Here is a 19,080-nt window from a genome sequence, read left to right as displayed (position 1 = left end):
ATAGATATGGGAATAGGAAGTTTTGGTGTAGGGGCCTCTACGTAGACACAGTAGGCAGAAATAAAAAGCAAATTGAAGCTTATATTCGGGATCAGCTTCGAGAAGATTACATGGGAGATCAATTAACACTATTTGAGGAATTTGATCCATTCACAGGAGAAAAAAATAAGAAAAGATAAGCGATTCTTTAGAATCGGCGAGTAGATGTGGTACGCGTGGGGAAACCGTTCAGTAGGCCTTTAAGGCCCAGGTCGGAAACAAAGGCTTTCAGCCGCAGAACAAACCACCAGTTCACACTGGTGGTTTTGATTATGCGCAATAGCTACTCAATCTTTAACGAATCTAAGCGGGTTATTTGGGACAAGAGATCCACTGGTGAAAATAATACGCGGCAAGCGATTAATATTCATTATAATAATTTTATCCTGATTTACAAATAAGAAAGTTGTTTTAATTAATTTCCAAAAAAATGTGCTTTTGGTCTATATCAGACCTTTTTGATTAAACTCAATTTTAAAGCTGCAAATAGCACTGACAATAGACTTTAAGAACTACTAAGCTCACGCAAAAAAATATAAACTTTATCTTTTTAAATAGTAATCTGTAACTTTCATTATTAAGATTCGTTTTATAGTTGAAGGGAGGAGAGGGGATGCCAGATAACATAGATGATTTATATCAATTGTACTTTCGGGATGTTTATTTTTTCTCTTCTCCCTAAGTCGGAATCACCATACAGCAGAGGATCTTGTCCAAGAGACCTTTTTACGTGCGCATCTTGGTTTGGAGAATTTTCAGGGTAAGCAGATTAAGTCGTGGTTGTTGACCATTGCGCATCATGCTTTTGTTGACCATTATAGAAAGCATAAGCGAATTGTGGTAAAGGAAGAGCGTTTCTTTTATCGACAAGTGGATCAGATGATCATGCCAGAGGATCAAGTTATGATGCAGCTTGCTGTAGAAGATGTTTTTGCTCTAATGGCTGATTTACCTGAAAAGTATAAGGTTGCGGTGCTTCTCCGTGATTTTCATCAACTATCTTATGAGGAGGCGGCGCAGATAATGAACGTCAAGAAAGCCCATTTTAAAGTCTTATTATTTCGTGGCAGACAGGCCATTAGGAAAAGAGAGGTGCCGGATGATGAGTGAAGCGTTTAAAAAAAAGTTAATGGAATACGAACGTGGGGAGCTTGAAGGAGAAGAGTTAGCCTTATTTGAAGAAGAATTAACTAAATTAGAGCAGTATCAAGAGTTTTTAGAAGGGCATGATGATCAGCAACCTGCCCCTGTTATGAATGAGAAGAAACAGAGACGCATTATTTGGAGAGGAAAGTGGAAGGCAAGATTTCAAACGGCGTTGTCTGCAATTGGTCTGTTTATCGTTTTTACAATCATTGCGACAATTATTTCAGGATTGTATTACCAAGTAGGCTCTCCTAATCGTAATGATGTTTATAGAGAAATCATTGATTTAACATTAACGGTTACAGAGCCTTACGGTTATATTGGAGCATCAAGTGGCTCAAGTATTGGCCCATACTTTAATATGGATATGAGTCGGGACCTTATGAAAAAAGTGGGATCTGAGTCTGTTAAGGTTGGCGAATTAAATGTAAAATTTTTATTTTCTTTTATGGGTGTTCCGATACGTGAATACAATGGGCAGGAAGCACAAAATAGCACTAATTTTTATTATCCAACTGATGGGGACGACTATTTATCGGATTGGGATCAGTTAGAATATTTGCATGAGGGGACCGTTGTATCTGCTTATGTATCATTTGATCAACTGATGGAAACGAGAGATGTTGAAGCCTTATTTGCGGATCGTGATTTGTTCGTGGAATGGTATGCAGTAGATACGGGATTGAGTGAAGGTAATGATGTTATTTGGAATCCCATTGGTTTCCCCAGCAATCCAATTTGGCATGATGATGACATGGTCTTAATAGAGAAAGAGGAAGAGAAGACGTGGTTTGGTACATTAGGTTCAGAGTTGCGTTCTTCGCCAGAATACAATGAGGGTAATCAGGCTATGTTGCATGAACAGTTTATGAAAACATTGTACTTTTTAAAAGATCATAAACGTAAAGCCGAAAACTTGATGTCAGGAATATATGATCTTGAAGAAATCATTGCTTATTTAGAAGAAAATGGCGTTAAGAATTATGGCGCTGTTATTACCGGCCCAACCAAAGAGGTATTAAAACTACAAGATGAACCCCGTATTGCGCAATTAGAAGTGGATGAAGTGGCCTTTTGGAATTGGGAATAACTAAATGAGTGAATCATTGGGAATCGACTGACTGTAAGTCCCCCACTTCAAGGATAACAGGAGAATCCAAGTATGCTAAGTGGGGGATCATTAACCAACGACCGAGTAAAGATTTATTTTAGCGTAGCTAAAATCCTAAGCACATTATCTAGCTTCATCTTACTTCCTCTGTTTATTAATGCGATCAAAGGGGCAACAAGCAAGCTAATACATTAATAGGTATTGACCGAAAATGTTCACAATAATTCGGCTAATTGTAAAAAAATGCACATTGTTATGTAGTATAATTAGTTTTAGCTAGCCCGCTTTAACGAAGAGTATGTAGTCTAGTTAAAACGTCGTTCTTTTAAAAAGAGGAGTGAGTATGTTAATAATGGTTATTGCCTATCAAGGTATTTTTTCAACCTTTAATCCCATTTCAATAACGCTCGGTGCTACATCATTAATGTCATTACTTTTAATTTTTCTGTTAGTTCGTCAACATTTGCGCAAGACAACCCGTTATCGTGGTAATATGTTTACAATCGCGATTTTAATCTTCCAAATTGGTTTTATTAGTGCTTTTATGTTCAATCTCTTTGAATCAGAGACCCTATTTGACTGGATGTACTTTGCTACTATGATCGCGGGTATAATTGGAACTATCTTTGAGTTTCGAAACAACCCGTTAATTGCTTTAATGATGGGGTTAATCACACTGCTGTTACTTTCTTTTCTACCCTTCTTTTTAATTTTCACATATATGTAAGCTCTCTTAAAAAGGGGCCTTTACTTTAATCAGATTGACACGATAATGTCTCAGCATAGTCCATCCGCTATATTTAAGCTATTGCTTCAAAAGTTTATTGTGCATTAGGTAAGCTATTTTGCTCCTATATAAGGAGGTTAACTACTTGGAGAAAAATATGTTTTATATCCTCACACCGATTTTTTTGGGCGTGATGGCATGTTTTCCCTTGGTAGTGCCGAAGTATTTATCGCAAACAGCATTTCTTTTAGGGTATCTACTTTTGGTCCTCATCGTGAGTGTAACAGTTAAAATTTATTTTTATGTTAAAAAGAAGCATTAGTCAATGCCGGTGAGCTAAATCAATTGGCTACAATAATTCGAGAAAACGATCGATGTAGTTTACGGTAAAATATAGATAAGTAAGCAGCTTGTGTAACAACGCATTTAAAAGCAGAAAAGAGGAATCTAACATGAGTGACTATCTTTTTACGCAATTACGGTTTGTCCGGGCTAATACACTCAGGGATGTTGAAGATGTTACGAATAAAATGTCTGAAATCATTCCAGTAGGCTCCAACAATAATATTAAGTGGAATCTAGGGCATATTTATTTCAACCACGAGCGATTTGCCTTTCATTTTGCAAAGGAAAACCTATTGATGCCTGAATCATTTGCCGAGTCCTTTCGTCCGGGGACAAAGCCACAAAGTGATGGCACAATAGACGTTGATTTTTCAGAGATCATTGCGTTGCTAGAAGGTCAGATAGATCGAATTGAATCAACTTTCAAAGGTCGTTTAAGTGAAACAACCGTAGAATCATATATCACTTCAAAAGGCTTACATCTCGCTACTGTTGAAGAGTTTCTCAGCTTTTGCTTATATCATGAAGGGATGCATTATGAGAAGATAAAGCTGCTTAAGGAACTGATCACACTCTCGTTTAAAAGTTAACAATAAGGCGTGTTGTGCAACAATGCTTCTGCATCCTTTAAATAGCATTTGGTTACCGCTTCATATATTGAAGCGTATTCGTCCACATCAGGCTCTGCTTAAGTAAGGGGCCTTTTTATCATGCAACAGTAACGTACTTGATAATGACAATGAATTTATGCTAGCAAGGTCAGGTAGTCTGGATTTTTTTAAAGTTGAGCATTTTTAATAAGCGATCTGTCTATTAGGAGCTGATTATTTGAAGGGCAAATATATCTTATTAGTGCTAATGCTGTTACTCATCTGTCTCGTATTCTTTTTGTTTTTGGAAACAAGGAATAAAGCTGAATATACTGGGCAAACCAATATAAGTGCTGAGCTGCATTATAATGGTAATCGCTACATTGAGGTCGCTTCTGCTGGAGCCTATGAGACTGATCAAAAACTTGGAACCGTTTATGACGGTTATTCACCAGTTAAAGCACTTGATGTCTTTAACTTATTTAGTAACAAAGGGCGTATGTACAGTATAAAGGGGTTTTCAAAAAATGCTTATCTAGGAGTCACCATGAGTGCGGTTATGGAAACCATTAATAGCTTATACGTTAACGAAAACGTGAGAACGATGCCGATTTCGTTATTTAATGATCTCCATCTAGATAAACGTAAGGCATATATAATGGATGAGCTAAACTATTATCACTATGCTGAATTGGAAGATTTCATCACTGAAACTGAGTTGACGTTAGCTGATGAAACTGATCGCTATAAAGTATTCAGGTTAAAAGCGGTAGAGGAAGATCAATGGCTTATTTTGCTAAATAAAAAGGATAATAAGATGTTTGCTTATTGTAGAGAAATAGAGTATTTGTCAGAGGTACCGGTCCGCATTTTTAATAATAAATGATTGGTAATATAAGCTTTTTTTATGTAGCAGATAGATCAAGCAATAAAATGTAACTAAACATATTGCTACACTTAATTGCTTGTCACATTACTTGGGTGACTTAACCATCTTCACAATTTCCGCTTGATACCCCAAGTGGTTATAAAAATTAATGGCCTGTTCATTTGCCGTAAATACATCTAAAGCAAGATACTTACAGCCTTTAGCTAAACACCATTGATCTGCTTTTTCCATTAACTGCTTTCCAATTCCTTTGCCCTCACCAGCATGTGTTACCGCAATCGCCGAAATATATGCAACGCTATCAGTTGTGAAATAATCACTAACTTCAGTCAATTCTATGTAGCCGAGAAAATTATCATTTTCTTCCGCCACAAAGATATCAGACGAACGTGAAGAGATCGCCTTTTTGGCTAGCTCTAATTGTTTTTGCTCCATATCCTCTTGATTCCTGTGTGTCATAAATGGAATCGCACTAAAACGATCAGCGAGTTTAATTATCTTGTCGTTATCTTTTTCCTGATAAGGTCTAATAGTCATTAGTCATCACTCCTTCATAGAATGCTGTTTTAAAAAAATAAACGTAACTACTCCATAATGGATTAAAGCCACCACATATAAAGCATTACTTCCTCTTCTTCTTGTTCCGCGCATAAAAATCGGCAGCCTTCTGGCGATTTCCGCATAATTCCATACTGCACCAACGGCGTCTTCCTGACTTTGATGTATCAACAAAATGGAGCTGACATTCGGCATGCTCACACTTTCGAATCCGACTAACGGCAGTTGTTTCGATGGTTTGAATGATAGATTGAATAATTTGGTACAAGACATGATCTCTCGTTGTTAACCCCTTAGCTACCACTTTTAATTTATTAGACCCCAAATCAAGAGTTAACTTAACGTCTACCTGTTTAATCAAATTATTAAATTGTTCAGTAGTATCTTGAGATAAGCTGCCTTGCTGTTCGAGGTCATATAGCATACTTTTGCTAAGCTCACGCATAAATTGCAGGTCGCTAATTATTAGATCACTACTTTCCTCTTTAGCAAATGCGAGCGAATCTGTTTCAGATAATAGCTCGTTTTCTACCAGCCAATGAAGGGTTGTTGCTGAATTGTCTAATATGTCAATCTTTCGCTTATTAGAAACGTATGCGGTATTAATTAGGTTGATCCAAGCTGCTCCGCCTAGTGTATAAATTTGTTTGTCCATAGTACGTTCACCTCAGTTTTATTATAACCTTTATAATTATCATTTACAAGTTATAAAAGGTGTGTTAGGTTAATGTTATAACCTTTATAAATAATTTATAAAGGTTATACAAATAGCCGCTATAAGGATAGGAGGTATTGTTAACTCACAAGTAGCTTGATAACCAAAAAAATGACGAGGTGAGAAAAATGGTAGTTGAATACAAAACAGCAAAGGTAAATAATATTAATATTTTTTATCGAGAAGCTGGGGATAACAACAACCCAACAATTTTATTGCTTCATGGCTTTCCTTCTTCTTCGCATATGTATCGAAACTTAATTCCGAAATTGAGTGACACGTATCACGTTGTAGCACCAGATTATCCGGGTTTTGGTAATAGTGATCAACCAGCAATGAGCACTTTTGAATATAGCTTTAGTAATTTGGCAATGCTAATCGCTGAGTTTGTTGACCAGCTAGGCTTAACGAAATTCAGTATCTACGTCCATGATTATGGTGCTCCAGTAGGCTTTAGATTAGCAGTCAAGCACCCTGAAAAAATTGCAACGATCATTACTCAAAATGGTAATGCCTATGAGGAAGGATTATTAGCGGCTTGGGACCCAATTCGCGCTTATTGGGAGCAGCCAACTAAGGCGAACAAGGATAAGTTAAGACCACTATTAGAATTAGCCTTCACAAAGCATCAATATACCGATGGAACACGTCATCCAGAGCGGATTAGTCCTGATGCATGGAATATGGATCAATTTGTGCTGGATCGTCCCGGGAATGATGAGATTCAACTTGCTTTATATTATGATTACCAGAATAATGTAAAGCAGTATTCAGAATGGCATAAGTATTTCAGAACCTATCAACCGCCGACTTTAGTGGCTTGGGGCAAAAATGATATGTTTTTCGGACCTCAAGGGGCATTGGCTTTCCAAAACGATCTTAACGATTGTGATGTCCATTTGCTCAACACGGGCCATTTCCCACTAGAGGAAGATTTAGAAACAAGTGCTAATTTGATAAAGCTGTTTTTAAAAGATCGGTTGAAATAGGATCAAGGCATCACTATTGCTACTAATTACAGAACGGTATTGATTTTTCTTTTTTGAAGAGTCAATACCGTTTTAGCTTGAGTCCATTAAAAAGACACAACTACCATCTTGCTAAGGTTAGTGCTATAAAGGAGGAGTTTCGTATTTGCGAACTTTTGCTTCCATCGTTAAGCTCTACACTATAATTTAAGTAACAAAGTATATGCGCAACACGTTGATATCATTAGCTAAATGAAAAGTGAAGGAGCGGTTACAGCATGTTTCCAAAAGAATTTCTATGGGGAGGCGCTATTGCAGCCAACCAAGCAGAAGGTGCTTATTTAGAAGGTGGAAAGGGATTAAGTATAGCGGATGTTTTACCGGTCGGAGCACAGCGCATTGGTAAAGTATCTTTAGCATTAGAAAAAGATACGCATTATCCAAGTCATGATGCAATTGATTTCTATCATCGGTTTGAAGAAGACATTGATCTGCTTGCTGAGCTAGGCATAAAATGCTTTCGGACCTCAATTGCATGGTCAAGAATTTTTCCAAAAGGCGATGAACTTATACCGAATGAAGCAGGATTGCTTTTTTATGATCGGCTTTTTAATAAGCTGAAGGAAAAAGGGATTGAGCCAGTTGTGACATTATCACATTTTGAAACCCCGTTACATTTAGTAACCGAATACGGTGGTTGGCTTAATCGGAAATTAATTGATTGTTTTGATCGTTATACGAAGGTTGTCTTTGACAGATACAAGAATCAAGTAAAGTACTGGCTGACGTTTAATGAAATTAATCATGCACATACCATCCCGTTTTTGGCAGCGGCCATCGATGTGACGGCTATTACCAATGAGCGAGAGAAATTACAGAGCATTTATCAAGCAAGTCATAATATGCTAGTTGCAAGTGCAAAGGCGGTTCTGAATGGAAAGGCGGTTAATCCAGCTAATCAAATTGGCTGTATGCTTTCATTAAGCCCAATTTATCCAGCAACCTGTAATCCAGCTGATGTCTTTGAATCTTATCAGCTAAGAAGAAGATCGTTGTTCTATAGTGATGTTCAATTAAGAGGGGAATACCCTAAGTATTTTGATCGCATTATCAAGGAAAATCAATTAGCTTTAGTCATTGAACCAGCTGATTTAGCTATTTTAAGCAGAGGAACGTGTGATTATTTAGGCTTTAGCTTTTATCGTAGTTCCTTGCATGAAGCAGGGATGAAGATATTAGGTAATACGGGTGGTTTGCTAGGTAAGAAAAATCCATACTTAGAGGAAACCGAATGGGGCTGGCCCATTGATCCACTTGCTCTTCGTTATGTCTGTAATGAATTAACCGATCGCTATCAAAAACCATTGTTTATTGTCGAAAATGGTGTTGGCGTGAGAGATGAATTTAATGAGCAGCGACAGATTATCGATAAGGAGAGAATGCGTTACTTGAATGATCATGTAGCTGCAATGGCTGAAGCAATTAAGGATGGCTCTGATATTTTAGGCTATACATGGTGGGGGCCAATTGATATTGTTTCGGCCGGAACTGGGGAAATGGAGAAACGTTATGGTTTTATCCACGTCGATAAACTGAATGATGGTTCAGGAAGTTTATCACGAACAAAGAAAGCGAGCTTTAATTATTATCGGCAAATTATTCAAACAAATGGTTTGAATAGAGACTTTTCAGTGTTTGTGAACAATGAAAGCTAGGCTATGATTTAACAAGATAGTTCTGTGTAGAAAGAATGTCACGCTCGAATAGTGATATTCTTTCTTTCTGTTCTACCCTATAGAACAAAAGGTGCCTTTGGGCGATTAGCTGCCAAGCATCATGTTGTGCATTAAAAAGGCTGTAAATTTCTTTACATGGTAATCATAACAAGGTAGTGTATCATCTATATATAAGGGTTAAATTTAGTTAATGGAAAGGAAGCGGTCTAATGGGGTTACTTATTATTAGGCTCATCGTCTTCTTAAACGGACAAATTTCTGAAACGACTAATCATCACATCGCGCTGACGATGCTGAGCAACTATCAAGCCATCCATCAATTGAGTATTGGAGAGGTAGCCAAATTATGCGACGTATCAAAATCTACTATTTCAAAATTTGCCCGTACCTTAGGATTTGATGATTATCTTGATTTGAAGGACAATGCGGCTTTTGTTGAGAATCGGTTCAATAATCCATTAAATTACATCTCTAACATTATCACGTTAATGGAAGAGGATGGTTATGATCACTATTTCGATTCAATTCTAAAAGATATTAATTATTTTAAGGAAAATATTGATCTCTCGACAATAGATCGATTCGCTAAAGCCATTTACGGACATAAACAAGTAGTAGCATTAGGTGCTGTTTTTTCGCAATCGGCTGCTTTAGATTTTCAGCTCAAATTAGCCTATAACGGCAAATTTATTACCACGTTTCAAAATGACCTGGCCCAAGATGCATTTCTACGAGATGCCACGGAGGAGACATTAATAATTGTGTTCACTAACTCTGGCGATTATTTAACCAAACAGCAAATTCGCACAGGCACGCCAAAGAAAAATAGTTTTTCACAAACGAAAGCAAAAGTTATTGTGCTATCAGCCAATCCAGAAGTGCTTACCCTGCCATTTGTTAGTGACGCGATTATTTTTCCGCACCAGACTAATTATCAGACACATGCGGTCATGTTTCAAATTATTACCGATCTAATTATTGCACGGTATCGCTACTTAAATAAGGGGAGTGAGTAGACTCAGCTGAATAGCCACATTTTTGAAAAAGCTCTTTATAAAGCTCCCTCATCCTAAACGGATGTATTATAATAAATAATATCAATCTTTACTAGGAGATAGCAGGATGAAATTAGACTGTTTGATTGTCGATGACGAACTGGATTTAGCTGAAGCAACCTGTGAGTATTTTAATATGTTTGACATTAACACAGCGTTTGTGACAAGTGCCGAAGCATGTGAACGCTTTTTGACGGAGCATGACCCGGCTGTTATTTTGCTGGACATTAATTTGGGCAATGCTTCGGGGTTTGATTTATGTAAGAAGTTACGCCAGACGATTGCGGCACCGATTCTGTTTATTAGTGCACGCTCAAGTAATGATGATGTTCTAATCGCGTTAAATATTGGGGGCGACGACTATATTCAAAAGCCTTATACACTCAGTGTTTTACTAGCGAAAGTAAAAGCTGTCCTAAAACGATTAAGCATGAATACTGCTCAGCAAGAAGCTGGTTTAATTTCTGCTGCCGCCATTCAACTTGATCCCCATCAGCATCGGGTACGGGTAAATGGTGTTGAAGTTGAGCTTAAAGCAATGGAATATAAACTATTATCCTATCTGGTCAAGCATAAAAACCGTGTCATTACGAAAGCGGAACTCTTTCATAATGTCTGGGGTGATACGTTTGTAGGTGATGGCACCCTCAATGTCCATATTCGCTATTTACGTGAGAAAATTGAGCGTAATCCTAAGGAGCCGCAATTTATTAAAACAATTTGGGGAACAGGCTATGTTCTGGAGGATCTTCAATGAGAATAAAGTTCTTAGCTGCTACGATTCTGACCATATTTACTTTAGGGATGGTCCTTTCTGTTATTGTTATACAACGTCATAACATACAGGAGGTTGATGTTGTGGCAATAAATGACTTGACTAAGAAGATTGAAAACAATTGGGGGCAGGTCACTGCACAACATGTTGACCATATTGTCTCTCAACCGTTTTCCATTATTGATCGTGAGGAGAATGTCCTTTATCGATCACCAGCAAGTTCGTTTACGAGTAGCTTTGCTTCAATCAAAAATCGCGATACCCTTATTGATTTACAGCAAAATAACGAGGTCGTTGGCAAGCTCATTATTCAAAATGATGCACAAAGTATTGTCGTGCGAATGAAAAGAGATTTAATCATAGCTGTGACGTTAATTTTGGGATTGCTTATGGTTGTGATCCTCATTTATCTTGCCATTATTAATCGAACCCTAGTTAAACCATTCCAACAGCTACAGCATTTTGCGGTGAATGTGGCTAGAGGTGATTTTGACCGGCCGTTAACGATGGGCAAAAACAACTACTTTGGTGCGTTTACCGAAAGCTTTGATTTATTGCGTGATGAGCTAGCTACTGCTCGGCAGAGAGCGTATGAATCGAACCGTAGTAAAAAGGAACTTGTGGCAACCCTAAGTCATGATATTAAGACACCATTGGCTTCTATTAAAGCAGTGACTGAGCTAATGCTGCTACAGACAAATGATAATAAAGTAAAAAAACATGTCCAGACCATTTTTTCAAAAGCGGATCAAATTGATTTACTGGTTACGGATATGTTTCATGCTACTTTAGAGGAGCTTCAGCAATTAAAAGTGGCAGTTGTGGAAGTTTCAAGTACCGTATTGCGTGAGATGATTGAGAATGTCAATTTTGATCACAATATTGATTATGATCCGATCCCACCTTGTCTTATTTTAACGGACACAACAAGGCTGCAACAAGTATTAGATAATATTATTAGCAACGCCTATAAATATGCAAGGACTAAGATAAAAATAGAGTCGCGCATTCACCAGGATTACCTGGAAGTTGATATTATTGATTTTGGCAGGGGCATTAGTGAAGCTGAGTTACCACTGCTGTTTAATAAATATTATCGAGGTCAAAACATTGCTGGTCAAAACGGATCAGGACTGGGACTATATATATCTAAATACTTTATCGAAAAAATGCACGGTCAAATTAACTGCTATAACCGAACTGATGGTTTTACGGTAGCGATAAAGATTAAACTCGCAACATAATTAAGAATCAATTAAGAATTACATAAAGATTGACTAAGACTCCTTTTGTATGATAAGACTGTAAGCTTCTTTACAGTTTTTTTTATTTGAAAAGTAAGCAAGATTAAATAGGGAGTAGGCGATGAATGATGACCAAAACGATAATTAGTACAGAGAAGCTGTGTAAAACCTTCTCTAGTGGTGGTAATCAGCAGCATGTATTAAAAAATCTCGATATTAGCATAGCGGAAGGCGATTTCACCGTCATAATGGGGAGCTCAGGATCAGGGAAATCAACACTCCTTTATGCGCTCAGTGGGATGGATAAGCCGACGTTAGGCACTATCGACTTTGCTGGAAAGAATTTAGCTAAGTTAACTCAAGATCAAGCAGCCATTTTCAGAAGAAACCATTGTGGCTTTGTCTTCCAACAAATTTATCTATTAGATAATATGAGTGTATTTGATAATATCCTGGCAAGCGGTCTGCTGGTAACGCGAAATAAACAGCAGCTCGTTAAGAAAGCTAAAGCGCTGTTCCAACAAGTTGAAATTGATGAAGGTTCATGGTCCAAATTTCCAACCCAGCTTTCTGGTGGAGAGGCGCAGCGCGTTGGGATCGTAAGAGCGATTATTAACAAACCCAAAGTATTATTTGCCGATGAACCAACAGGGGCATTAAATTCAGCGGCTAGTGAAAATGTGCTTAATGTGTTTACAACTATTAATCGTGCTGGCCAAAGTATTGTCTTGGTTACTCATGATCTGAAAACAGCAGTGCGCGGGAATAGGATTTTGTATTTAAAGGATGGCGTTATAAATGGTGATTTAAGCTTAGGCCATTACCACGATTGTGAGGATGTTGAACGTAGCGATAAGCTTAAACACTTCCTTGCTGAAATGGGGTGGTGAGGTGAAGACAATGAAACTCGCACTGGCGAATGTTCGAAAAGGTAAATCGGCTACTGCGTCTTTATTTATCTTCATTCTAGTGGCGACCTTGCTACTTAATATCGGTCTAATGGTTATTACCCAACTGAGTACTTTTTTTGATCAGAAAGCAGAACAATTGAAAGACCCTCATCTCGTCATAACGATGAATCAAGCAAGCTATCATTCTGACTACGAAGCATTTCTGGCAAACTACTCTGGAGTAAAAGAAACAGAGACAGAAGAGGTCATTGATATGAACCTTGCTAACTACTATTTCGGTAACGGCGAAGTAACGAATAATATCATTATTTTTAATGCAGATACCAAGCGTGCGATTGCACCGGCAATGCGGATTGATCAGCTTAATAGCTTCAGTGGCAACGACATTTTTGTCCCCTACAGCTTTAACACGGATGGAGGCTATCAATTAGGGGATGACTTTACCATCACTTTTCAAGCTAAGCAGTATAACTATCGTATTGCAGGCTTTTTTGAAACAACCATGATGGGTATGAATAACAATGGTGTCATGAAGGTAATGCTACCTGAGGCTGGCTATCAATTGCTCAGTGATCAAATAGATAGCGATGCAAAAGGGATGATAATCTCTGTGTTAAATAAAGATAAATCAACGGCGTCACAGCTAAAAGAAGATTTTATTGGCTATGTTGAGAGATTTCAATCTGTAGAAGCGACACCCTCGTTGATGACACTAGATATCATAGAAGTGAAAGAGGTAAGCACATTAACAGTTAATATTATTGCGACAATATTAGTAGCCTTCGCTGTTATCATTGTTCTTGTTGCCCTCATTGTCATTAAATTTAGCATTTCAAATAATATTGAAGATGGTATCGTTAATATTGGTGTACTAAAAGCAGTTGGCTATACAAGCAGGCAAATTATTAGCTCGATCTTGCTGCAATTTATGTTAATTACACTCTGTTCGGGTGTTGTTGGAATAGCATTGTCGTATGCATTAATGCCAATAATAGGAGGGATTATTGCTACCTTAACAGGATTGTTATGGGTTCAAACCATTGCCCTCACTGTTAATATGGTCAGTGTTTTTTTAGTAGCACTTTGTGTAGCAGTTGTAACGATAGTATCGACCTTCCGTATTCGCAGAATTTCACCTGTGCATGCGCTGCGTGGTGGAATTCAAACACATAATTTCCGAAAGAATCACCTGCCTTTGGCAACGGCAAAAGGTAGTCTGCATCTGTTACTGGCGTTAAAATCAATGCTGACAAGTTCAAAACAGAATGTCATGATTACTTTAATTGTAGCGGCACTCACTTTTGCTACCGTCTTTTCAGGCGTGTTGTATTATAACATTGCTTCTGATAAAACGGCATTTATCAACTTATTTGGAACAGAGCCAGCAAATGTCTATATTGCTGTTCAGCCTGAAGCTAATACGCATGAGTTAATTACTAATATTGAACAAATGAATCATGTTAGCAAAGTCAATATATTTGATCTAATTAATACCAAAATTGACGGGCAGAACGTCTATACGAATGTTACCGATCATTATAACAACTTAGAGAATGACGTCGTTTATCAAGGGCGCCAGCCCAAGCATGATAATGAACTATCAATCTCTTGGGTTGTCTCAAAGAAAATTAATAAGGGTATTGGCGATGCAGTTGAAGTCGAGTATGGTGCTGAAACAGCCAGTTATTTAGTAACAGGATTGAGTCAATCAATTGGTAATCTAGGGCAAATTTCTTCTATGACTTTGGACGGTATTCAACACCTGCAATCAAATTATCAAGGTACAACGCTCTATGTCTATTTAGCGGGTATTTCAAATAAGGAATTTATGTCCGAAATCCAAAAGCAGTATGGCGATGCTATTATTGAAACATTGGATATCGATGAAAATATTGAGAGTCAGACAGGTATGTATACTGCTGCTGTCTTTGCTGTTATGGTAATGGTCTTAATCATTACGGTAATCGTTGTTGTCATGATTCTTTATTTAGTGATTAAAACGCTAATTATTAAGCGTAAGAAGGAGTTTGGCATTCTAAAGGCAATCGGCTATTCAACCTTTCAATTGATGAATCAAATAGCCATGAGTTACTTACCGATTATTATGATCGGTGTGACAGCTGGTGGGGGATTGGGCTATTTCTTTACTAATCCAATGCTCTCCTTACTTCTATCAGCCGCAGGAGTGAAACGGTTGTCCTTTGCCATTCATATCCCAAGTATTATCTTCCTTTGTTTGAGTATTTTTGTTCTAGCTTATCTCGTATCAATGCTGATTGCACGTCAAATTAAGCAGATATCTGCTTATGATTTGATTATTGAATGATACCTTGTGCTGAGGAAGTGACTGGTCAAATTTTCATTCGTGTATTTACGTTAACTTAAAAACATGAAGCCAACTATAGACGACCAGCGCTCAGTAGTTTATATCTGTTATCCAAGATTGGTTGGACTTACTTACCTTGAATGTGTGTTAGTATTTTCTATTTCACAATGCAAGACTTCTATTGGCTGGTGCAAAATGTAAGATGCTATGCGTTTACTAACTTTAATGCTGCTTCTATAATGAATAATTTATTATAATAATCACTGTCAATTTTGTTATTCTTAGATTACCGGCATAGCAGGGGTTTTTTAAAAGAACTAAGAAACCAGATGCCTCCTTTATAGGAAGTATCTGGTTTTAATATAAATTATTCTCCATACAAGACATGTTATTAGTTTTATGCTAAAGATTTGCTCCATTTGATTCAATAACACTTTTGTACCAGAAGAAGCTGTCTTTTTTCTTTCTGTCGTAGTTACCGTTTCCTTCATTGTCGAGATCGACGTAAATCGTACCATAGCGTTTGTCCATTTCTGCAGAGGAACAGCTGACGATATCAATTGGTGCCCACAGGCAGTAGCCCAATAGTTCGACCCCATCTTGAATCGCCTCTCGCATTTGAATTGCATGTTGTTTAATGTAATCAATCCGGTAGTCATCATGAATTTCACCTGTTTCAGTTACGGTGTCACGCGCACCAAGGCCATTCTCTGTTAAAAACAGCTTACATTGATAGCGATCATAGTACATATTAAGTGCCGTTCGCAAACCGAGTGGATCAATTTCCCAACCCCATTCACTTGCTTTCAGGTAAGGATTTTTTGTTTTATCCATTGGACTAAACGAATTTTTTTCAGCATCGTTTACTTTGGTATAATAGTAGCTTAATGATAGGTAATCCATGGTGTTTTCTTTTAGCAACTTCTCATCTGCTTCAGTGATCTCAATAGTTAAGTTGTTATCAGCAAAGAAGCGATAAGCATAGCCAGGGTAATAGCCACGCATGGCTACATCACTAAATAAGTATTCCATTTGATTTTTACGATAGTTGAACAGAACGTCTTCAGGCTTACAAGTTGCTGGATGAGCGATCTTGTCACTCAGCATCGTGCCAATTTCAATTGCGTCACCATATTGCTTGGCGAGTTGTTTCGCTTTGGCTTGGGCAACAAATTGGTGGTGGACAGCTTGGTATGTGCCTTGTAGCGTGTTATCAGTCTGCCCTTGTTTAAAGCTAAGTGAATTAAATGATAACAGATTAATTTGGTTAAAGGTAATCCAGTATTTAACTTTCTTGTGATAGCGTCCGAATAACACGCGGCAAAGATTCTCGTAACAATCAATGGTCTTTCTCGATAACCAACCACCGTATTGCTCTACTAAGTGGACCGGAATTTCATAATGAGAAATGGTCATTACCGGCTCTATATCGTTGGCAAGCAATTCATCAATTAAACGATCATAGAATTGAAGTCCAGCCTCATTTGGCTCTGTTTCGTCACCGTTTGGAAAAATGCGTGCCCAGTTGAATGAGGTGCGAAAGCATTTTAGCCCCATTTCTTTAAACAGCTGAATATCTTCTTTATAACGGTGATAGAAGTCAACACCATTTCTTTTCGGATAGTAAGTGCCATCAACGGTGGTGAACATATCTTCATCGACTTCAATCGTGGCATGCTCTAGTCGGTCATCAGCACTTTGTTTACTTTTATAAGCATGGAAATCGGCAATTGACAGGCCTTTGCCATCAGCATTATAAGCACCTTCTGCTTGATTAGCAGCAATGCCGCCACCCCAGAGGAAATTCTGAGGGAATTGTGTTGGTTGTTTCATATCTATTCATCCCTTCGTCTTTTTATCGCAAAAATAAATGTGCGCAAGTTACGTCGAGAACAACTAGTCAGCTGTTGTTCTCGACGATTTTTCGCTCGATTTATTCAGCGTCTTCTAGCTGACGAGCACGCTGATCGGAAATTCTAAAGAATGGGTACCAAATTGCAGTTGTAATTAATGTTGTGATCACCTGCAAAGTTGCACCACGCCAGCCACTAAGAAGGAAACCAGAAATAATTGGCGGTGTTGTCCAAGGTAGGTTAACGCCATTCGTCAAGGGTACTAAACCAGTCGCCATCGTAAAGTAAGTGATAATTAATGCAACTAAAGTTGAGACAACAAAAGGAATTAACATCAATGGGTTTAGGATAATCGGTGTTCCAAAGATAACAGGTTCATTAATATTGAAAATACTTGGTGCAATTGATAGTTTACCTAATGTTTTATACTGTTTCGATTTAGCGACAAAGACCATACAGATAACAAGGCCTAATGTACAGCCAGCTCCACCCAGTTGGACAAAATTAGATTGAAACTCAGTGTTGATAATATTTGGAATATTAGCACCTGCTGCAAAGGCTGTTGCGTTTTCTGCCGTTAGGGATAACCAAATAGGGTCCATAATGGCACCAATAATAACGGTACCATGAATACCGAATGCCCAAAGTAACGAGGCAAACAAGTTAATAATGATCATTGCGGGCAAGGAACTACCAACATTAGTTAACGGTGCCTGAAGAATCTGGTAAATAAAGTTTTGTGCTGTGCCAAAGCCGGATCCCTCAAACAATAGTCGAATAATCGTAAAGACTAAAATAACAAAGAATGACGGAATAAGTGATGTAAACGAGCTTGAGATATTTGCTGGGACACTTGGTGGCATTTTAATCGTTATATTCTTTCCTTCAATAAAACGTAGGATTTCAACTGATACAATCGCAGAAATTAAACCTAAGAATAACCCAGTCGCACCGAACGCTCCAGTCGGAATACCGCTTTCTTCGCCAGCAAAAATAAATGGCGTTAAAATAATGAACGCAACGACGGCAGCAATGCTTGCATTTAATTCATTTATTTTATAATGTTTAGCTAATGATTTAGCTGTACCCATAATGACAAATAAAGTCATAATGTTCATAGTTGCTTCAAAGGGTATATTAAAGATACTATCCCAGCCAGCACCAAAAATAGATTGCATAAATTCAGGATAACCTTCGATAGGTAAGTTGCCGAAAATTAATAAAAATGAACCAATAATTAAGAATGGCATGACACCAAAGAAACCATTTTTAATGGCATCTAAGTATCGGTTTGTATCAAATGCCTTGGCAATTGGAATTAATTTTTTATTCATTGAAGCCATAAACTTGTCCATAAATAACCCTCCTAAAATAAAGTGACTCGTAGAGCTGAAAACTGAGTAGAGGCTGCTAGCTAAAGCAAACGATTGAACTAAGTTAACGAGTCACATAATAATGATTTGCTCGCTTAAATCTGTGTTAATGCTTCTGTTAAAATTTTCTTGCCGTTCATCATGCCGTAATCAACGGTGTTTAGCACGTTAATAGGAATATTTTTATCAGCAAATTCAGTTTTAATGTCATCTTCTAAATACGCAATTTGTGGTCCAATTAGGACGATATTTGCTGAATCAATATGCTCACCTAATGTTTCTTTAGCAACGGCTTCAATAGCAACTTGTTCACCAATGGCTTCTGATTCCGCTTTCATTTTATTTACAAGTAGGCTGGTTGACATACCGGCAGCACAAACTAATAGTATCTTTTTCATGTTAAACCCTCCATTTTTTTATATAATTTAACAAATTCTTTTGCTAAGTCTAAAATAGTAATGGCATTCATCAAATGATCCTGAGCATGAACCATTAACAAGCTTACTTCATGTTTTTCACCACGAGCTTCACCTTGAATTAAGGCCGTTTGACCGTGATGAGCTTGGCTTACGCAAGTAGCGGCTGTTGCTAGTGCTTCATCTGCCTCAGCAAATTGCCCTTTTTGAGCTAGTGCAATACTCTTCATAGCGTGACTTTTAGCATCCCCACCATTAGCAATCAATTGCATTATTACGACTTCGTTTTCCATTATTTTTGCC

Annotated in this window: 18 protein-coding genes and 1 pseudogene; 13 read left to right on the top strand and 6 right to left on the bottom strand. The window is 37.7% G+C overall.

All coding sequences use genetic code 11. The features are described 5' to 3' along the window. The 6 genes and pseudogenes from BM000_RS05605 to BM000_RS05580 all read left to right on the top strand — a co-directional run. Nucleotides 1-179, top strand: a pseudogene (locus BM000_RS05605) (IS200/IS605 family transposase); the annotation flags it as partial. 496 nt (nucleotides 180-675) lie between these two features. Next, a complete protein-coding gene (locus tag BM000_RS05600) occupies nucleotides 676-1,149 on the top strand; it encodes a sigma-70 family RNA polymerase sigma factor (RefSeq protein WP_342708152.1) in 474 nt (157 codons plus the stop codon). Further along, nucleotides 1,139-2,275: an anti-sigma factor gene (locus BM000_RS05595; RefSeq protein WP_245751584.1), complete on the top strand. Its 1,137-nt coding sequence runs from the start codon at nucleotides 1,139-1,141 to the stop codon at nucleotides 2,273-2,275. Before BM000_RS05600 ends, BM000_RS05595 begins: the two co-directional genes overlap by 11 nt. Before the next feature lie 364 nt (nucleotides 2,276-2,639). Beyond that, nucleotides 2,640-3,023, top strand: coding sequence for a hypothetical protein (locus BM000_RS05590; protein WP_091495689.1), 384 nt, complete (start codon nucleotides 2,640-2,642; stop codon nucleotides 3,021-3,023). 452 nt (nucleotides 3,024-3,475) lie between these two features. After that, entirely contained in the window at nucleotides 3,476-3,958 is a 483-nt protein-coding gene (locus tag BM000_RS05585; RefSeq protein WP_091495687.1) for a DinB family protein, read from the top strand. A 238-nt stretch (nucleotides 3,959-4,196) separates the two neighbouring features. Beyond that, nucleotides 4,197-4,844 carry a hypothetical protein gene (locus BM000_RS05580; protein ID WP_091495685.1) on the top strand — a complete coding sequence of 216 codons (648 nt, stop codon included), beginning with the start codon at nucleotides 4,197-4,199 and terminating at the stop codon, nucleotides 4,842-4,844. Between the two features lie 87 nt (nucleotides 4,845-4,931). On the opposite strand, the gene BM000_RS05575 is transcribed toward BM000_RS05580, so the two are convergent. Continuing rightward, on the bottom strand, nucleotides 4,932-5,384 hold the full coding sequence (locus BM000_RS05575; protein ID WP_091495683.1) for a GNAT family N-acetyltransferase: 453 nt from the start codon (nucleotides 5,382-5,384) through the stop codon (nucleotides 4,932-4,934). Between the two features lie 85 nt (nucleotides 5,385-5,469). Beyond that, nucleotides 5,470-6,060: a CGNR zinc finger domain-containing protein gene (locus tag BM000_RS05570; protein ID WP_091495681.1), complete on the bottom strand. Its 591-nt coding sequence runs from the start codon at nucleotides 6,058-6,060 to the stop codon at nucleotides 5,470-5,472. Between the two features lie 188 nt (nucleotides 6,061-6,248). On the opposite strand from BM000_RS05570, the gene BM000_RS05565 reads away from it, so the two are divergent. From BM000_RS05565 to BM000_RS05535, 7 genes are all read left to right on the top strand, one after another. Then, complete coding sequence (locus tag BM000_RS05565; RefSeq protein ID WP_091495679.1) at nucleotides 6,249-7,109, top strand: alpha/beta fold hydrolase; 861 nt, start codon at nucleotides 6,249-6,251, stop codon at nucleotides 7,107-7,109. A gap of 257 nt (nucleotides 7,110-7,366) precedes the next feature. Continuing rightward, nucleotides 7,367-8,803 (top strand): glycoside hydrolase family 1 protein, encoded by a 1,437-nt coding sequence (locus tag BM000_RS05560; protein WP_091495677.1) that lies wholly within the window; start codon nucleotides 7,367-7,369, stop codon nucleotides 8,801-8,803. Nucleotides 8,804-9,033: 230 nt separating this feature from the next. After that, nucleotides 9,034-9,840: a MurR/RpiR family transcriptional regulator gene (locus tag BM000_RS05555; protein ID WP_091495675.1), complete on the top strand. Its 807-nt coding sequence runs from the start codon at nucleotides 9,034-9,036 to the stop codon at nucleotides 9,838-9,840. Between the two features lie 106 nt (nucleotides 9,841-9,946). Beyond that, nucleotides 9,947-10,636 (top strand): response regulator transcription factor, encoded by a 690-nt coding sequence (locus BM000_RS05550; protein WP_091495673.1) that lies wholly within the window; start codon nucleotides 9,947-9,949, stop codon nucleotides 10,634-10,636. Continuing rightward, on the top strand, nucleotides 10,633-11,898 hold the full coding sequence (locus BM000_RS05545) for a HAMP domain-containing sensor histidine kinase (RefSeq protein ID WP_091495671.1): 1,266 nt from the start codon (nucleotides 10,633-10,635) through the stop codon (nucleotides 11,896-11,898). The genes BM000_RS05550 and BM000_RS05545 overlap by 4 nt, the downstream gene beginning before the upstream one ends. Nucleotides 11,899-12,023: 125 nt before the next feature. Then, nucleotides 12,024-12,788, top strand: coding sequence for an ABC transporter ATP-binding protein (locus BM000_RS05540; RefSeq protein ID WP_245751583.1), 765 nt, complete (start codon nucleotides 12,024-12,026; stop codon nucleotides 12,786-12,788). Nucleotides 12,789-12,798: 10 nt separating this feature from the next. Then, complete coding sequence (locus BM000_RS05535; protein ID WP_245751589.1) at nucleotides 12,799-15,135, top strand: ABC transporter permease; 2,337 nt, start codon at nucleotides 12,799-12,801, stop codon at nucleotides 15,133-15,135. A gap of 402 nt (nucleotides 15,136-15,537) precedes the next feature. Here the strand turns inward: BM000_RS05535 and BM000_RS05530 are convergent, their stop codons facing one another. From BM000_RS05530 to BM000_RS05515, 4 genes are all read right to left on the bottom strand, one after another. Further along, the gene (locus BM000_RS05530) at nucleotides 15,538-16,968 is read right to left on the bottom strand and encodes a glycoside hydrolase family 1 protein (RefSeq protein ID WP_091495668.1); all 1,431 of its coding nucleotides are present in this window, start codon (nucleotides 16,966-16,968) and stop codon (nucleotides 15,538-15,540) included. Nucleotides 16,969-17,068: 100 nt separating this feature from the next. Continuing rightward, nucleotides 17,069-18,343, bottom strand: coding sequence for a PTS sugar transporter subunit IIC (locus BM000_RS05525; RefSeq protein ID WP_091495666.1), 1,275 nt, complete (start codon nucleotides 18,341-18,343; stop codon nucleotides 17,069-17,071). 113 nt (nucleotides 18,344-18,456) lie between these two features. Further along, nucleotides 18,457-18,759 carry a PTS sugar transporter subunit IIB gene (locus BM000_RS05520; protein ID WP_091495664.1) on the bottom strand — a complete coding sequence of 101 codons (303 nt, stop codon included), beginning with the start codon at nucleotides 18,757-18,759 and terminating at the stop codon, nucleotides 18,457-18,459. Then, entirely contained in the window at nucleotides 18,756-19,070 is a 315-nt protein-coding gene (locus BM000_RS05515) for a PTS lactose/cellobiose transporter subunit IIA (RefSeq protein ID WP_091495662.1), read from the bottom strand. Before BM000_RS05515 ends, BM000_RS05520 begins: the two co-directional genes overlap by 4 nt. Between the last annotated feature and the right edge of the window lie 10 nt (nucleotides 19,071-19,080).

This window comes from Amphibacillus marinus (assembly GCF_900110345.1).
Taxonomy (GTDB): domain Bacteria; phylum Bacillota; class Bacilli; order Bacillales; family Amphibacillaceae; genus Amphibacillus_D; species Amphibacillus_D marinus.
This window is presented reverse-complemented; position numbering and strand designations above follow the sequence as displayed.

Coding starts and splice junctions, on each gene's coding strand:
- BM000_RS05520 (WP_091495664.1), bottom strand. CDS start 18,759: ATGAAAAAGATACTATTAGTTTGTGCTGCCGGTATGTCAACCAGCCTA.
- BM000_RS05570 (WP_091495681.1), bottom strand. CDS start 6,060: ATGGACAAACAAATTTATACACTAGGCGGAGCAGCTTGGATCAACCTA.
- BM000_RS05540 (WP_245751583.1), top strand. CDS start 12,024: ATGATGACCAAAACGATAATTAGTACAGAGAAGCTGTGTAAAACCTTC.
- BM000_RS05585 (WP_091495687.1), top strand. CDS start 3,476: ATGAGTGACTATCTTTTTACGCAATTACGGTTTGTCCGGGCTAATACA.
- BM000_RS05535 (WP_245751589.1), top strand. CDS start 12,799: ATGAAACTCGCACTGGCGAATGTTCGAAAAGGTAAATCGGCTACTGCG.
- BM000_RS05565 (WP_091495679.1), top strand. CDS start 6,249: ATGGTAGTTGAATACAAAACAGCAAAGGTAAATAATATTAATATTTTT.
- BM000_RS05595 (WP_245751584.1), top strand. CDS start 1,139: ATGATGAGTGAAGCGTTTAAAAAAAAGTTAATGGAATACGAACGTGGG.
- BM000_RS05530 (WP_091495668.1), bottom strand. CDS start 16,968: ATGAAACAACCAACACAATTCCCTCAGAATTTCCTCTGGGGTGGCGGC.
- BM000_RS05575 (WP_091495683.1), bottom strand. CDS start 5,384: ATGACTATTAGACCTTATCAGGAAAAAGATAACGACAAGATAATTAAA.
- BM000_RS05525 (WP_091495666.1), bottom strand. CDS start 18,343: ATGGACAAGTTTATGGCTTCAATGAATAAAAAATTAATTCCAATTGCC.
- BM000_RS05590 (WP_091495689.1), top strand. CDS start 2,640: ATGTTAATAATGGTTATTGCCTATCAAGGTATTTTTTCAACCTTTAAT.
- BM000_RS05555 (WP_091495675.1), top strand. CDS start 9,034: ATGGGGTTACTTATTATTAGGCTCATCGTCTTCTTAAACGGACAAATT.
- BM000_RS05550 (WP_091495673.1), top strand. CDS start 9,947: ATGAAATTAGACTGTTTGATTGTCGATGACGAACTGGATTTAGCTGAA.
- BM000_RS05560 (WP_091495677.1), top strand. CDS start 7,367: ATGTTTCCAAAAGAATTTCTATGGGGAGGCGCTATTGCAGCCAACCAA.
- BM000_RS05515 (WP_091495662.1), bottom strand. CDS start 19,070: ATGGAAAACGAAGTCGTAATAATGCAATTGATTGCTAATGGTGGGGAT.
- BM000_RS05545 (WP_091495671.1), top strand. CDS start 10,633: ATGAGAATAAAGTTCTTAGCTGCTACGATTCTGACCATATTTACTTTA.